Source organism: Pseudomonas fluorescens (assembly GCF_902498195.1).
GTDB lineage: Bacteria > Pseudomonadota > Gammaproteobacteria > Pseudomonadales > Pseudomonadaceae > Aquipseudomonas > Aquipseudomonas fluorescens_BU.
In genome coordinates this window covers 271,199-284,814 of the sequence record NZ_CABVIY010000003.1, presented here as the reverse complement: position 1 = coordinate 284,814, position 13,616 = coordinate 271,199, and the positions used below count along the sequence as shown (strand labels likewise).

Below are 13,616 nucleotides of genomic sequence, written 5' to 3'. Positions count from 1 at the left end.
CATGCACACCTATCAGCCCTTGAATTGCGACCTGCATGACTATCTGGAGATCGCCTGCCTGCGCGGTTATCGACTGGACGTGGAATTGAAGGATGGCGGCCGTTTGCAGGCCAGGGCGCTGACCACCCGGACCGCCAGCAGCAAGGAAGAATTCCTTTGCCTGGAAACGGCGGACGGCCAGCAGGAGATCCGCCTGGACCACCTGCTAGCCATCACGCCACTGGACGCCAACGCGCAGTTCGGGCGGGTACTGTTTTCCGAAGCCGCCTGCACCTTCTGACGTCCGCGCCCCTGTAGGAGCTGACGAGTGAAACGAGGCTGCGATCTTTGATTTCAGAAGCAAGATCAAAAGATCGCAGCCTTCGGCAGCTCCTACAGAAACCGCCTGCACCTTCTGACGTCCGCCCCCCTGTAGGAGCTGACGAGTGAAACGAGGCTGCGATCTTTTGATTTCAGAAGCAAGATCAAGAGATCGCAGCCTTCGGCAGCTCCTACAGAAGCCGCCTGCACCTTCTGACGTCCGCCCCCCTGTAGGAGCTGACGAGTGAAACGAGGCTGCGATCTTTTGATTTCAGAAGCAAGATCAAGAGATCGCAGCCTTCGGCAGCTCCTACAGGAGAGGGTTCAGACCAGCGACATGCCGCCGTCCACGTGCAACTCGATGCCGTTGACGAACGAACTGTCGCTGGACGCCAGGTACAGCGCCGCTTGCGCCAGCTCTTCGACCGCGCCCAGGCGGCCGGCGGGAATCATGTCCGCCATCATCTGCACGAAACCGGGCCGCTGTTCCTCTGAAACACCGAGCTTGCCAATGATTGCCGTATCGACCGGGCCGGGGCTCAGCACATTGACGCGTATCCGCCGCGTTCGCAGTTCCAGCGCCCAGTGCCGCGCAAACGCGGCGATGGCTGCCTTGGACCCGGCGTACACCGCATGCCCGTCGAGGACTTTGGTCGCGGCCAGGGAGCTGGTCAAAATGATGCTGCCGGCGTCGCGCAGCAACGGCTCGATCGCCTGCACACCGAAGAACACGCCCCGGGTATTGATGCTGAATTGCGCGTCGAATGCCTCGGGCGTGACCTGCTGCGAAGGCGTCAGGGTGATAACCCCGGCGTTGGCCATGTAGATATCCAGCCCGCCGAAGCGCTCGCGGACTTGTTCGGCGACTGCGGCGTGATGCTCCAGGCTCGCGACATCGCCCTCGATGCCAATGGCGCCGTGGCCGATGTGGCGCACGGCGTCGTCCAGCACCGCTTGCCGACGGGCCGTGACAATCACTTGCGCGCCCTCTTGGGCGAACAGGCACGCCGAGGCCAGGCCAATGCCGCTGTTGCCGCCGGTGATCACTGCGACCTTTCCTTTTAGACGTTGCATCTGCTGACTCCGCTTGTGGATGGAGCGCAGTATTATGTCGCGCGCATCCCCGCCAACCAGTCCAGCAAACGGCACATCTGTTGTGCTGCGGAGTCACAAGATGTCAAGCCTGTTGCACCAGTCGGCCAGCCTGATCGCCTTTGTCCGCGCGGTAGAAGCCGGCTCGTTCAGCGCCGCCGCGCGCAATGCCGGGACCACGCCCTCGGCCATCTCCAAAGGCATCGCCCGGCTGGAGGCGGAACTCAATGCCAAGCTGTTCCGCCGCTCCACGCGCAGGCTCAGCCTCACGCCCGAGGGCCAGGCATTTTTCGAGCGGGTCGCGCCCCTGTTGCAAGCCATTGATGACTCCGCCGACGCCCTGCGCCATACCGGCGGCGCGCGTGGTCACCTGCGGGTGAGCATGCCCAGCGAACTCGGGCGATTGCTGATGCCGCGGATTCATTCCGAGTTCCTCGCCGAACACCCGGACGTGGAACTGGACCTGACCCTGCTCGATCACCATGTGGAAGTGATCCGCGAAGGCTACGACGTGATTTTCCGGGTCGGCACCCTCGCCGACAGCGACCTCAAAAGCCGCACCCTCGCCCGGCTCGACATGGCGCTGGTCGCCTCCCCGGCGTTCCTCGGCCAGGGGCCCCGCCCCACCTCCATCGAGGCACTGCGCGCACTGCCTTTCGTGCGCTACCAGTTGAACGGCCGGACCCTGCCCATCGTCTTCGCCAACGGCGAAACCCTGATTCCGCGCGGCCGCATCGGCCTGGACTCGGGCTTCGGCCTGCGCGCCGCCGCGCTCGACGGCATGGGCATCGCCTACCTGATGAAATGCACGGTGCAACAGGACCTGGATTCCGGCGCCCTGGTGCAGCTGCTGCCCGAACAGCCGCTGCCATCGCAGGCCATTCATTCGCTGCATGCGTTTGGCGCGCTGACGCCCATTCGAATCAAGCTGTTTGCCGATTTTGTGCAGCAGGCGTTGCTGGGGTTGAGCCCTGAACAAGACGGCGCCTCCTGACCACTTGTCGCCCAACCCCAAAAATACCCCTTGACGCCAACGAGCTTCTGCGTGAAGATCATTTCCATCGGATGCGATCTAAACGCACACGACACTAAATCAAACAAACTGCAACCCCGAGGATTCCCCCATGAGCAAGATCGAAAAAGTGCTGGCCACCGGAAAAACCCACACTACCCTGAACAGCGCCGGCATCACCTCCCGTGGCCACAATGGCAACCTCGATATCGAACTGTCGTCGCCCGGTTCCGCCCAGCCGTCCCACGTGTTCACCGCCACCCAGCCCCACCCGAAAGCCGAGCAACTGTTCGCCGGCGCCTGGTCGGCCTGCTACACCGCCGCCGTCGGTCTGGTGGCCCAGGAACGCAACATCGTGTTGCCTTCGGACCTGGCCGTCGACATCGAGATCGACCTGGGCCAGACCGGTCCGGCCTACTTCCTTCAGGCCCGATTGACCCTGCGAGTACCTGGACTGGCGCAGGATGTGGCGACCGAACTGGCGCACATCGCCGACTCCATCTGCCCTTACTCAAAAGCAACACGCGGAAATATCGACGTTGCCCTGAGTGTTATTACGGCCTGATACATCGCATGCGATGTTAGCGCATACGAATCACAACTGAAAACCTGAGGAAAACATCATGAGCAAGATCGAAAAAGTACTGGCCAGCGGCAAGACCCACACCACCCGCAGCAGCGCCGGCAATACCTCGCGCGGCCACAATGGCAGCCTCGACATCGAACTGTCGTCGCCGGGCAGCGCCACCCCGGCACACGTGTTCAGCGGCGTCCAGCCGCACCCCAAGGCCGAGCAACTGTTTGCCGGCGCCTGGTCGGCCTGCTACATCGCAGCGGTAGGCCTGGCGGCCCAACAGTTGAAGGTGACCCTGCCGGCAGATGTGGCGGTCGATATCGAGGTCGATCTGGGCCAGACCGGTGCGGAGTACTTCCTCCAGGCGCGCCTGACCCTGCGCGCCCCGGGCCTGGCACAGGACATCGCGACCGAAATGGCCCACATCGCGCACACCATCTGCCCGTATTCCAAGGCAACCCGAGGCAACATCGACGTCACCCTGAACGTTGTCACCGCGTAACCTTCCCCTCGGCCGGTTTACCAGAAAGCTCCTGTGAACCGGCCGTCGGCCTCTGCATCGCCTGGGTTAAACAACGGATTCGAGCACTTCCGACACCATCGCATCCGACGTATAGTTTCAGCCTGTCAAGACCGGCCATAGAGAACGCCCATGAAACGCACTGACAAGCCATCCGCGCTGGACCTCAAGCTCTCCGACTTCCTGTGCTTTGCCGTCTATTCCACCAACCTGGCCTTCGGCAAGGCCTACAAACCGATGCTCGAACGGCTCGGCCTGACCTACACGCAATACATCACCCTGGTAGCGCTCTGGGAGGAAGACAACCAGACCGTTGGCAGCCTGGGTGAAAAGCTGTTTCTTGAATCCAACACCCTGACGCCCATCCTGAAAAAACTTGAGGCGATGGGCTATCTGCTGCGCCGGCGTGACCCGGAAGATGAACGCCAGGTGCGGATCAGCCTGACCCAGGAAGGTCGCACCTTGCGCGAAGGCCTGACGGAAGACGGCTTCCCGCAGACCGGCCTCGATCCCGATGATTTCGTGGCCATGCAGAAGGCGGTCGTGGCGTTGCGCAACAACCTTATCCGCACGACGAATGCGGATAAGTAAGCGCTGAACGCCGGTCACAACCCCGATTTCAAACGACTGAACGCCCGAATCAATGCCCTGTTGAACGCCTTGCCGTTGTCATTCTTGCTGTAGAGCGATGCACGCACCTGCGCCGAGGGATAGGTGCCCGGATCATCGCGAATCGCCGGGTCGATCAACGGGTCGGCGGCGGTAATCGCGTTGGCGTAGTGAATGGTGTCGGTGATGGGTGCGATCACGTCCGGTGTCATCAGGTAGTCCATCAATGCCAGGGCCGCCTGGGGATGCGGCGCGTCCCTGGGGATGACCATGGCATCGAACCAGATCAGTGTGCCCTCTTTGGGTATCCGGTATTCCAGCCTGTACGGTTTGTTCGCGGCTGTCGCCTGGCCCGCGGCGATGGCCACGTTACCGTTCCAGGACATCGCCACGCAGGTGTTGCCGTTGGCCAGGTCGCTGATGTTCAGGTCGTTGTCGAAGTAGCGGATGTAGGGGCGGATCTTCGCCAGTTGCTGTTCGGCGAGCTTGAGGTCATCGAGGCTCTGGCGGTTGATGTCCAGCCCCATGTATTTCATGACGGCGGCGAACACCTCATTGGGGTCGTTGAGCAGGCTGACCCCGCAATCGGCAAACTTCGACACCACGGCCGGATCGAACAGCATCGCCCAACTGTCCGTGGGCGCGTCCGGCAGGCGCTGCTTCACCGCCTCGTCCTGAAACCCCACACCCGTGGTGCCCCACGCGTAGATCCCGGCATAACGATTGCCCGGATCGAACACCGCCATGTGCTGGCGGAATTCCTCGCCGACGCCGGCAAAGTGCGGTAGCTGCTGCTTGTCCACGGTCTGCAGCGCGCCGCTTTCGATGGCCCGGGACAAATGCTGCCCCGCCGTCAGCACCAGGTCATAACCGCTGCGGCCGGTCAGCAGCTTGGTCTCGACGGTTTCCAGGGAGTCGAAGTGGTCGGCCACCACCTGAATACCGGTTTTTTTCTCGAAATTCTTCAAGGTATCCGGGGCCAGGTACTCGCCCCAGATATACAGGTTGACCACAGGTTGGGCGGTGTCGGCGGCCTGCACACACAGGGGTGCAAGCACCAGCAGCATTGCTTGAGTCAGTTTGTGCAGGCTCACGGTCACACTCCTTGTTGTTGAGAGGCCGTGCCGGCGTACTGCGGCATGGTGATGCACGCGACGTTGCCACCGCCGAGGAGGATTTCCCGGGAGTTTTCGATACCGACGATCTTGTGCCGGGGGAAGAGTTCGGCCAGGGTCGCCAGGGCCACCTGATCATTGCGGTCGCCGAACAGCGGCACCACGATCGAGGTGTTGCCGGCGTAGTAGTTGATGTACGACGCGCAGATTTTCGTCCCCGCCTGACGGGTGTGGGTGCTGTCCTGCTGATCCAGGCCTTCGGCCTCCTCGGCGGTCCACTCCAGCACATCCGGTTGCGGCAGCTTGTGCACGATCAGCTCGCGACCCCGGCTGTCGCGGGTACTGCGCAGGATGTCGTAGGCCTCCTGGTAGATTTCCCACTGCGGGTCATCGCGGTTGTCGGTCCATTGCAGCACCACTTCGCCGGGGCGCACGAAGCAGGCGAGATCGTCGACGTGGCCATCGGTTTCGTCGAACTTGCACCCCCGTGGCAACCAGATCACTTGCTCGGCGCCGAGGTAGTCGGTCAGCCGGCGGGTGACTTCCTGCTTGCCCAGATGCTGGTTGCGGTTACGGTTGAGCAGGCATTGTTCGGTGGTCAGGATGCTGCCCTGGCCGTCGCTCTGAATACCGCCGAGTTCGGCAATCAACGGCGCACGATAACGGTCGAAGCGTTCGATTTCGAGAATTTTGCTGGCGATCTGGTCGTCCTTGTCCCACGGGTAGTACAAGCCACCGTCGAGGCCGCCGTAGGCGTTGAATTCGAAGTCGACGCCACGGACTTCGCCGCTCTGGTCGTTGACCACAAAGCACGGGCCGCTGTCGCGGAACCAGGTGTCGTTGCAGGTCATTTCCACCACCCGCACCTGCGGCGGCAGTTGGCGGCGCGCGGTGGCGAATTGCGCGGCGGAGGCACACACGGTGACCGGCTCACTCATGGAAATCGCAGTGACGATCTGCACCCAGACTTTCTGCGCCGGCTTGGCGCCGTTGCGCCAGACGTCGGTGCGCTCCGGCCAGCCGAGCCAGCAGCCGGACTTGGCTTCGAATTCGCCGGGCAAGCGGAAACCGTCGAGTTTGGGGGTGGAGTCGAGCAAACGTGCCATGGTCAAACCTCATCAGCGGGGATTGGAATGACCACAGGCTAAGGTCGTGGCCGCCCTCCTCGCCAACGATGATTATTTCGGAACACTTGAATTCAACTCATCAATCGATCAGCTGATCATTGAACCAATCGAGCATTTGCGCCACGGCCGGACGCTCCAGTCGCACCCGCTCGCACACCAGCGCGTACTGGCCCAGCGCGGTCATGCTGGAGGTGAACGGCCGCACCAGACGACCGCTGAGCAAGTCCTCCTGGGCGGTGAGATTGTCGCCCATGGCCACGCCCTGCCCTTGCGCCGCCGCTTCCAGCGCCAACCCGGCGTGGGCGAAATACAGTTGCCGTTCCGGGCGTTGATCGCCGGCATGGCTGGTGAGCCAGGCGGTCCAGGTCTTGCCGTCCTGATCGTCGTGCAGCAGGCAATGGCGCGCCAGGTCCCTGGGGGTTTTCAGCGTGCCCTGGTTGAACAGGCCGGGGCTGCACACCGGGAAAAACTGCAAGGCCGGCAACGGCTTGACGAAATACGCGGTGCTGTCCACCGGCCCCGTGCCGTAGGTGATCGCCAGGTCGATGTCTTCTCCCGGCGCCGTGGCGTCGATCGGCTGCTCGTAGAGGTGCAAGGTGATGTGCGGGTAGCGCGCATAGAAATCCGTAAGCCGGCGCATCAGCCATTTCTGCGCCAGTTCGGCGGTCACCGCCAGGCGCAACACCGCCAGGGACGACGGGTCGCGCAGTTCGTCACAGGCATCGCCGATCAGCTCGAACGCCTGCTGCAAACTTTGCATCAGGCGCCCGGCGGCGATCGTCGGGCGAATCTGCCGGCCTTCGCGGATGAACAGCGAAACGCCCAGTTGCTCCTCCAGTTGGCGGATCTGGTGGCTGACCGCGCTGTCGGTCACGCACAACTCCGCCGCCGCGCGGCCAAAATGGGCGTGGCGCGCGGCGCATTCGAAGGTTCTGAGGGCTGCCAGGGAGGGAAGTCGTCGCATGGGTTGGGTCCCGATTTCGAGGCGCCCATGCTGACTCGGCCATCGGTGGCCGTCCAGTGGCACCGGGTTATCGTTCTTCGCGAGCAAGCCCGCTCCCACAGGTGCAATGCACTCCTCGGTGGGAGCGGGCTTGCTCGCGAAGGCGTCGGCACTTGCGCCTCCTGTCTTCTAGGCTAAACCGAATCACTTCAGCCCCCCGGAGGTCCCCCATGCATCTCGAAGGCTCCTGCCATTGCGGCGCGGTGTCGTTCAGCCTGACCAGCGCCCACCCCTACCCTTATCAACGCTGCTATTGCTCGATTTGCCGCAAGACCCAGGGCGGTGGCGGCTATGCGATCAACCTTGCCGGTGACGCCAACAGCCTCAAAGTACGCGGGCGCAAGAACATCGCGATCTACCACGCGCTGCTCAAGGGCGAAGGCGAAAAGCGCGCCCACCGCAGCAGCGCCGAGCGGCATTTCTGCTCGGTCTGCGGCTCGGGTTTGTGGCTGTTCAGCCCTGAATGGCCCGAACTGATTCACCCGTTTGCCTGCGCCATCGACACGCCGCTGCCGGTGCCGCCAGAGCACACGCACCTGTTGCTCGACTCCAAGGCGCCCTGGGTAGAGGTCGAAGTCCAGCCCGGCGATAAACAATTTGATGACTATCCAGAGGAATCCATCGCTGACTGGCATGAGCGCCTGGGGTTGAGCCGCTAGGCCCCTTCACAGTCTTTGACAGTTTCCCGACAAAGCTGCCAAAGACTGCGCATCGGCCGCTACCTAGCATGGGCATCCAATTTCCCCAAGGGTGTTCCCATGTTCCGTTCGTTGTGTCTGTCATTGACTTCCTGCTGCCTGCTCCTGCCCATCGACTCATTGCATGCCGAAGACTGGCGCTACAGCCTTCGCGCCGGTGTCGCCAGCGCGCCGCGTTACAGCGGCAGCAAAGAACAGGTGACGGCGCCGCTGATTGGCGGTGAAATTGTCAGCCCTTATGGAATATTTCTCGACACCCAAAAGGGTCTGGGCTGGGCCTATGACAACAACGATTTCGGCCTCAGCGTGTACATCGGCGCCAGTGACGCACGCAAGGATCGCAAGACCGGGTTCAAGGGCTCGGACGAGCTCAACGGCATGGGCTCGATCAAGTCACGACCAGTACTGGGCCTGGATGGCAGGTATCACATGGGCCCTGTCATCCTCGGCGCGGAATTAGAGCATGCACTGGAACAAGACGATGAGGATCACGACACCGGCTCGGCCTGGAACCGGTTGAAGTTGAGCATTAGCGCACCGTTTTATGACGGTCATTACGGCAAGGTCGTGGGTAGTCTCAACAGTCAGTTCGGTGACGCCAACTATGTGCGCACCTGGTATGGCGTCAGTACGGCGCAGGCGTCGCGCAGTCAGTTCAAAGCCCATGACACCCGTGGCGGAATGGTCAGTCGCGGGGCGGACCTGACCTGGACGTTGCCGCTTGATGAGCAGTGGAGCGTTAACACGGTACTGGCGGTGCAGTATCTGGCAGGTGATGCGGCGGACAGCCCGATTGTCGAGCGGCGGATGCAGGCTTCGCTGGCTGCGCAGGTGGTGTACACCTTCTAACGTCTGGGTGTGGCTGATGGCCTCTTCGCGGGCAAGCCCGCTCCCACATTGACAGGCGTTCACTTGTGGAAGCGAGCTTGCTCGCGAAGGCGCCAGTGAGAACAACACAGCTCTAATCCAGATGCGCCCACGTCATGCGAAACGACGCACCGCCCCACGGCGAGTCCATCACCTGCACCTGCCCGCCATGGGATTGCGACACGCGCCTGACCAGCGCCAGGCCCAGGCCGAAGCCACCGGTACGACGGTCACGGCTGGCATCGAGGCGCGAGAACGGTTCGAAGATTTTCTCCCGGCCGTCCAGCGGCACGCCCGGGCCGTCGTCGTTGACCCGCACTTCGTAATGATCGCCACTGCGCACCAGCGACACTTCCACCCGCGCCCGGGCATAGCGAATGGCATTGCGCAGCAGGTTGATCACCGCCCGCGCCATGAAGCGCGGCTCGATCCGCACCTCGTCGACCTGGCACTCGACTATCAGCAACTGCACCCCGGCCGCTTCAGCCTCAAGCGCCACACTGCCGACCACGCTGTCGAGCCAACTCAGGGCCTGAATGTTTTCCCGGGTGATGACCGTGGCGCCGCGCTCCAGGCTGGCGTAGGTCAGCAGTTCCGAGACCATTTCTTCCAGCTCGCCGAGGTCGGCGTACATGTCGGCAATCAACTCGCGGTTCTGCTCCGGATCGGGTTGTTGCTTGAGCTGGTCGAGTTCGAACGACAGCCGGGCGATTGGCGTGCGCAACTCATGGGACACGGCGTTGGTCAGCTCACGCTGGTTGGCGATCAAGCCTTCGATGCGCGCCGCCATCAGGTTGAAATGTTCTGCCAGGTCGCGGATGTTCGAGCGTTTTGACAACTGGATGCGCGCCGACAGGTCGTTGTCACCGAAACGCTCGGCCGCCAGCCGCAGTTTCTCCAGGTCGCGCCAGTGTGGCCGCACCCAGAAAAACAGCACGATGCCGATCAGCCCGGCCAGCATCGAGTAAGCCGCTGCGATGTAGAACGGCATCAGGCTCGGTTCGGCCGGCAGTTTGATGCTGAGCAGCTGGGAACCGCCGTCGATCGATGAAATGAATTGGCTGTAGTGATCGCGAATCACCAGCGTCCCTTGCGCCAATTGCGCTCGCTCCTGATCATCGAGGTCCAGCGCCTGCGACTCCACCAGGCTCAGCCCCAGGCCGTAGTGCGGACGCAGTTTTTGCAAATGCTGTTCGCGCTGGGCGCCTTGCAGCCCGCGCAACTGCTCGACCAGCGACCAGGCCTGGCCGCGCACCGCCTCACGGTTGTAAGCGACCATCTGATTATCGAGCAGGGCATTGAACGTATGTTCGACCGTCTGCAAGGCCAGCACCAGCCCCACCGCCAGCACCAGGTACAACCCCAGGAATAACCGCAGCATTTACAGCTCCCACGCAAACGGATTGAACAGGTAACCCTTGCCCCAGATGGTCTTGATGCACACCGGCTCGCGGGGATTGTCCTTGAGCTTGCCGCGCAGCTTGCTGATGTAGACATCCACGCTGCGATTGAGGCCGTCGAAGGCAATGCCGCGCATGCGGTTGAGAATGTCATCGCGGGACAGGATCTTGCCGGCGGCGCTGGCCAGCAGCCACAGCAGCTCGAACTCCATGGTGGTCAGTTCGATACCCTCGCCAGCCAGGCGCACTTCGCGGCAGCTGCGGTCGATGTGCAGGTGGCCGAACTCCAGGGCGTTGCACACGCCCGCGTCCGGGGTTTGCCGACGCTGCAAGGCGCGCAGGCGGGCCAACAGCACCGGGGGCTTGATCGGCTTGATCACGTAGTCGTCGGCGCCGGATTCGAGGCCCAGAATGTGGTCGAGGTCGTCCTCCTTGGCCGTGAGGATGACGATCGGCGTATCGGCCACGCTCCGGATCTCGCGACACACGTGCAGGCCGCTCTGGCCCGGCAGCATCAGGTCGAGCACGACGATTTTGGGCTTGAAATCAAGAAACGCAGCCAGCGCGAGATCGCCGCGATGTACCTGTCGCACCTCGAAGCCGTGTTGCGCCAGGAAATGCGCAATCAGCCCGGCGAGCCTTTCGTCGTCTTCCACCAGCAGTACTTTGCCGAAACCCAGGTTATCCATAACGCGCGACTGCCAACTCGAAAGTGAAGGGTCGGCATTATGCCGCCGATCCATGCCGGGCCGCAGATGGCAGGCAGCAAAAACCGGCCTCGTGGGCCGGTTTTCGATGATGTTTCATTTTCTTAAGAGTTTTTAACAGTTTCCGGACAGCACGTCAGGCGGCTGCGGGCACACCGCTGTGAAAGCGGAACTCCACATCCGGCGACTCAATCAGCGCCTGCTCGGCAGCGCGGACCTTGTCGATCACCTGGGCGATGTCCTTGGCATCCCCGTACTGGTAAGCCAGTTTCAGGTAGCCCTGGAAGTGCCGGGCTTCGCTTTTCAGCAGGCCGAAGTAGAACTTGCCCAGTTCTTCGTCCAGATGCGGCACCAGCGCTTCGAAACGCTCGCAACTGCGGGCTTCGATGAACGCCCCGACCACCAGGGTATCCACCAGTTTCACCGGCTCGTGACTGCGCACCACCTTGCGCAACCCCGAGGCGTAACGCCCGGCGGACAGCTGGCGCAGCGCGATCTTGCGTTTTTTCATCAGGCGCATGACTTGTTCGTGGTGCACCAACTCTTCCCGCGCCAGACGCGACATCATGTTGATCAGGTCGACGTGGGAGTGATATTTAGCAATCAGGCTCAATGCCGTGCTGGCAGCCTTGAACTCGCAATTCTTGTGGTCGATCAGCAGGGTTTCCTGATCGGCCAGCGCGGCCTGGACCCAGCCGTCGGGGGTGCGGCAGCCTAGGAATTCGTGAATGTCGGGAAGGATCATGGGGCCCACGGGATAGAAGGTTCAAAACGAAGGGCGCCGATTATACCGGCCTGCCGCCAGACCACCAGTCGCCGACCGTTGATATGTATCAACACCCCGCCCGACGGGCAGCAACTATAGTTGTGCAACGCCTCGCTTTTTCATTTTCAGGAGATCCCGATCATGCAAGCCATACGCAGCATTCTGGTGGTCATCGAACCCGAACACTCGGAAAGCCTGGCGCTCAAACGGGCCAAACTGATTGCCGGCGTGACCCAGGCGCACCTGCACCTGCTGGTGTGCGACCCCCGGCATGATCACAGCGCCATGCTGGGCGTGCTCAAGGCCGCCTTGCTGGAGGACGGCTATAGTGTCACCACCGAGCAAGCCTGGAACCAGAGCCTGCACGAAACCATCGTCGACGTGCAGCAGGCCGAAGGTTGCGGCCTGGTGGTCAAGCAGCATTTCCCCGACGGCGCGCTGAAAAAAGCCCTGTTGACCCCCGCGGACTGGAAACTGCTGCGTCACTGCCCGACCCCGGTGTTGCTGGTGAAAACCAGCGGCTCGTGGAAGGACAAGGTGATCCTGGCGGCCGTGGATGTGGGCAATATGGAGAGCGAACACCGTCATTTGCACAACACCATCATCGATTACGGCTACGACATCGCCAGCCTGGCCAAGGCCCACCTGCACGTGATCAGCGCCCACCCTTCACCGATGTTGTCGGCAGCCGACCCTACCCTGCAGCTCAGTGAAACCATCGAGGCGCGTTATCGCGAGCAGTGCCGGGCGTTCCAGGCCGAATTCGACATCGACGACGAGCACCTGCACATCGCCGAAGGCCCGGCGGACGTGTTGATTCCGTTCATGGTGCACAAGCTTCAGGCGGCGGTGACAGTCATCGGCACCGTGGCGCGCAGCGGGTTGTCCGGAACCTTGATCGGCAACACGGCGGAAGTGGTGCTGGATGCGGTCGAGAGTGATGTGCTGGTGCTCAAGCCTCAGGAGGTCGAGGATCATCTGGAAGAGCTTGCCCGGCATTGAGTGAAGATCAACAGATCGCAGCCTTCGGCAGCTCCTGCAGGTTGAACGCAATCTTGTAGGAGCTGCCGAAGGCTGCGATCTTTTTAGCCGCCGAAGGCATCCTTGAGGAAACCCGGCGCGATGTAGCGCTGGTAATGCGCCTCGGACAGCAGGAAAAACTCCCGGTCGATGGCATCGCGCAGTTCCGGCAGGTTCCACTCGCGGAACTCCGGCAACAACACCATCCCGTAGGCTTCCAGATTATTGATCACCCGCGCACCCCGCGCGATCAACTGGTAGGCCCAGCAATAGACCGACTGGTGCGGCACGAAGCGGATCTTGCGTTGCTCCAGCTGGGTCTTGAGCAGCGACGCATCGAAAATTTCCACCTTGGCCGCCATCACCTGGGACAACAGCTGTTCAAGACGCAGCCACACCGCCCGTTTTTCTTCTTCGTTGTAGCCGTTCCAGTGGATCACCTCATGGTGGAAACGCTTGCAGCCACGGCACACCAGGTCACCGTAAACAGTGGAGCAAAGGCCGACGCAGGGGGTCTTGATGGTCTGATTGGGCATAGGTAGGCAGAACACGAAAAAGCGAAACAGGCCGGCATGTTAGCCCTTTGTCTAACATTCATCACCCCTCAAAATTCGGACTCCAACTTACCTTTAATATTTTTTTGCCGTAGAATCAGCCAGCCTTTTAAGGCGCCAATGTCCGTTAGAAGCTGTTTTCAAAGCGTCACGAGCACAGTCGTTCCTTCAGAGCGGTGTTGGCGAGGGGTTTTTCCAGCGGGGAAAAGCCCAACGCCAACCCTCATCAGCTCCCGTTCTGCAGGCGTAAAA

Annotated in this window: 16 protein-coding genes; 8 read left to right on the top strand and 8 right to left on the bottom strand. The window is 61.8% G+C overall.

The features are described 5' to 3' along the window. Position 1: 1 nt before the first annotated feature. A complete protein-coding gene (locus tag F8N66_RS12220) occupies positions 2–280 on the top strand; it encodes a Rho-binding antiterminator (RefSeq protein ID WP_150770413.1) in 279 nt (92 codons plus the stop codon). Between the two features lie 344 nt (positions 281–624). On the opposite strand, the gene F8N66_RS12215 is transcribed toward F8N66_RS12220, so the two are convergent. Then, positions 625–1,374 (bottom strand): SDR family oxidoreductase, encoded by a 750-nt coding sequence (locus F8N66_RS12215; RefSeq protein WP_150770412.1) that lies wholly within the window; start codon positions 1,372–1,374, stop codon positions 625–627. Between the two features lie 100 nt (positions 1,375–1,474). On the opposite strand from F8N66_RS12215, the gene F8N66_RS12210 reads away from it, so the two are divergent. The 4 genes from F8N66_RS12210 to F8N66_RS12195 all read left to right on the top strand — a co-directional run bounded on the left by F8N66_RS12210 (position 1,475) and on the right by F8N66_RS12195 (position 4,089). Next, on the top strand, positions 1,475–2,386 hold the full coding sequence (locus F8N66_RS12210) for a LysR family transcriptional regulator (RefSeq protein ID WP_150770411.1): 912 nt from the start codon (positions 1,475–1,477) through the stop codon (positions 2,384–2,386). 130 nt (positions 2,387–2,516) lie between these two features. After that, positions 2,517–2,969, top strand: coding sequence for an Ohr family peroxiredoxin (locus tag F8N66_RS12205; protein ID WP_150770410.1), 453 nt, complete (start codon positions 2,517–2,519; stop codon positions 2,967–2,969). Between the two features lie 58 nt (positions 2,970–3,027). Further along, positions 3,028–3,480: an Ohr family peroxiredoxin gene (locus F8N66_RS12200; protein WP_150770409.1), complete on the top strand. Its 453-nt coding sequence runs from the start codon at positions 3,028–3,030 to the stop codon at positions 3,478–3,480. Between the two features lie 150 nt (positions 3,481–3,630). Next, complete coding sequence (locus F8N66_RS12195; protein ID WP_150770408.1) at positions 3,631–4,089, top strand: MarR family winged helix-turn-helix transcriptional regulator; 459 nt, start codon at positions 3,631–3,633, stop codon at positions 4,087–4,089. Between the two features lie 14 nt (positions 4,090–4,103). On the opposite strand, the gene F8N66_RS12190 is transcribed toward F8N66_RS12195, so the two are convergent. The 3 genes from F8N66_RS12190 to F8N66_RS12180 form a co-directional block, all read right to left on the bottom strand. Then, positions 4,104–5,201, bottom strand: coding sequence for an extracellular solute-binding protein (locus F8N66_RS12190; RefSeq protein ID WP_150770407.1), 1,098 nt, complete (start codon positions 5,199–5,201; stop codon positions 4,104–4,106). A gap of 2 nt (positions 5,202–5,203) precedes the next feature. Next, entirely contained in the window at positions 5,204–6,328 is a 1,125-nt protein-coding gene (gene aguA / locus F8N66_RS12185) for an agmatine deiminase (protein WP_150770406.1), read from the bottom strand. Positions 6,329–6,428: 100 nt separating this feature from the next. After that, complete coding sequence (locus F8N66_RS12180) at positions 6,429–7,313, bottom strand: LysR substrate-binding domain-containing protein (RefSeq protein WP_150770405.1); 885 nt, start codon at positions 7,311–7,313, stop codon at positions 6,429–6,431. A gap of 209 nt (positions 7,314–7,522) precedes the next feature. On the opposite strand from F8N66_RS12180, the gene F8N66_RS12175 reads away from it, so the two are divergent. Both F8N66_RS12175 and F8N66_RS12170 read left to right on the top strand, forming a co-directional pair. After that, entirely contained in the window at positions 7,523–8,011 is a 489-nt protein-coding gene (locus tag F8N66_RS12175) for a GFA family protein (protein ID WP_150770404.1), read from the top strand. Positions 8,012–8,110: 99 nt separating this feature from the next. Further along, on the top strand, positions 8,111–8,899 hold the full coding sequence (locus F8N66_RS12170; protein ID WP_150770403.1) for a MipA/OmpV family protein: 789 nt from the start codon (positions 8,111–8,113) through the stop codon (positions 8,897–8,899). 112 nt (positions 8,900–9,011) lie between these two features. Here the strand turns inward: F8N66_RS12170 and F8N66_RS12165 are convergent, their stop codons facing one another. The 3 genes from F8N66_RS12165 to F8N66_RS12155 all read right to left on the bottom strand — a co-directional run bounded on the left by F8N66_RS12165 (position 9,012) and on the right by F8N66_RS12155 (position 11,769). Next, positions 9,012–10,298, bottom strand: coding sequence for an ATP-binding protein (locus F8N66_RS12165; protein WP_150770402.1), 1,287 nt, complete (start codon positions 10,296–10,298; stop codon positions 9,012–9,014). Beyond that, a complete protein-coding gene (locus tag F8N66_RS12160) occupies positions 10,299–11,006 on the bottom strand; it encodes a winged helix-turn-helix domain-containing protein (protein WP_150770401.1) in 708 nt (235 codons plus the stop codon). Between the two features lie 154 nt (positions 11,007–11,160). Next, complete coding sequence (locus F8N66_RS12155) at positions 11,161–11,769, bottom strand: tRNA-(ms[2]io[6]A)-hydroxylase (RefSeq protein WP_150770400.1); 609 nt, start codon at positions 11,767–11,769, stop codon at positions 11,161–11,163. Positions 11,770–11,931: 162 nt separating this feature from the next. On the opposite strand from F8N66_RS12155, the gene F8N66_RS12150 reads away from it, so the two are divergent. After that, on the top strand, positions 11,932–12,792 hold the full coding sequence (locus F8N66_RS12150; protein ID WP_150770399.1) for a universal stress protein: 861 nt from the start codon (positions 11,932–11,934) through the stop codon (positions 12,790–12,792). A gap of 83 nt (positions 12,793–12,875) precedes the next feature. Here F8N66_RS12150 and F8N66_RS12145 read toward each other — a convergent pair whose 3' ends face one another. Then, a complete protein-coding gene (locus F8N66_RS12145) occupies positions 12,876–13,346 on the bottom strand; it encodes a DUF1289 domain-containing protein (RefSeq protein WP_150770398.1) in 471 nt (156 codons plus the stop codon). Between the last annotated feature and the right edge of the window lie 270 nt (positions 13,347–13,616).

What these genes read in the sequence shown, in the direction of transcription:
- F8N66_RS12220 (WP_150770413.1), top strand. Translation starts at nt 2, where the DNA reads ATGCACACCTATCAGCCCTTGAATTGCGACCTGCATGACTATCTGGAG.
- F8N66_RS12215 (WP_150770412.1), bottom strand. Translation starts at nt 1,374, where the DNA reads ATGCAACGTCTAAAAGGAAAGGTCGCAGTGATCACCGGCGGCAACAGC.
- F8N66_RS12210 (WP_150770411.1), top strand. Translation starts at nt 1,475, where the DNA reads ATGTCAAGCCTGTTGCACCAGTCGGCCAGCCTGATCGCCTTTGTCCGC.
- F8N66_RS12205 (WP_150770410.1), top strand. Translation starts at nt 2,517, where the DNA reads ATGAGCAAGATCGAAAAAGTGCTGGCCACCGGAAAAACCCACACTACC.
- F8N66_RS12200 (WP_150770409.1), top strand. Translation starts at nt 3,028, where the DNA reads ATGAGCAAGATCGAAAAAGTACTGGCCAGCGGCAAGACCCACACCACC.
- F8N66_RS12195 (WP_150770408.1), top strand. Translation starts at nt 3,631, where the DNA reads ATGAAACGCACTGACAAGCCATCCGCGCTGGACCTCAAGCTCTCCGAC.
- aguA (WP_150770406.1), bottom strand. Translation starts at nt 6,328, where the DNA reads ATGGCACGTTTGCTCGACTCCACCCCCAAACTCGACGGTTTCCGCTTG.
- F8N66_RS12180 (WP_150770405.1), bottom strand. Translation starts at nt 7,313, where the DNA reads ATGCGACGACTTCCCTCCCTGGCAGCCCTCAGAACCTTCGAATGCGCC.
- F8N66_RS12175 (WP_150770404.1), top strand. Translation starts at nt 7,523, where the DNA reads ATGCATCTCGAAGGCTCCTGCCATTGCGGCGCGGTGTCGTTCAGCCTG.
- F8N66_RS12170 (WP_150770403.1), top strand. Translation starts at nt 8,111, where the DNA reads ATGTTCCGTTCGTTGTGTCTGTCATTGACTTCCTGCTGCCTGCTCCTG.
- F8N66_RS12165 (WP_150770402.1), bottom strand. Translation starts at nt 10,298, where the DNA reads ATGCTGCGGTTATTCCTGGGGTTGTACCTGGTGCTGGCGGTGGGGCTG.
- F8N66_RS12160 (WP_150770401.1), bottom strand. Translation starts at nt 11,006, where the DNA reads ATGGATAACCTGGGTTTCGGCAAAGTACTGCTGGTGGAAGACGACGAA.
- F8N66_RS12155 (WP_150770400.1), bottom strand. Translation starts at nt 11,769, where the DNA reads ATGATCCTTCCCGACATTCACGAATTCCTAGGCTGCCGCACCCCCGAC.
- F8N66_RS12150 (WP_150770399.1), top strand. Translation starts at nt 11,932, where the DNA reads ATGCAAGCCATACGCAGCATTCTGGTGGTCATCGAACCCGAACACTCG.
- F8N66_RS12145 (WP_150770398.1), bottom strand. Translation starts at nt 13,346, where the DNA reads ATGCCCAATCAGACCATCAAGACCCCCTGCGTCGGCCTTTGCTCCACT.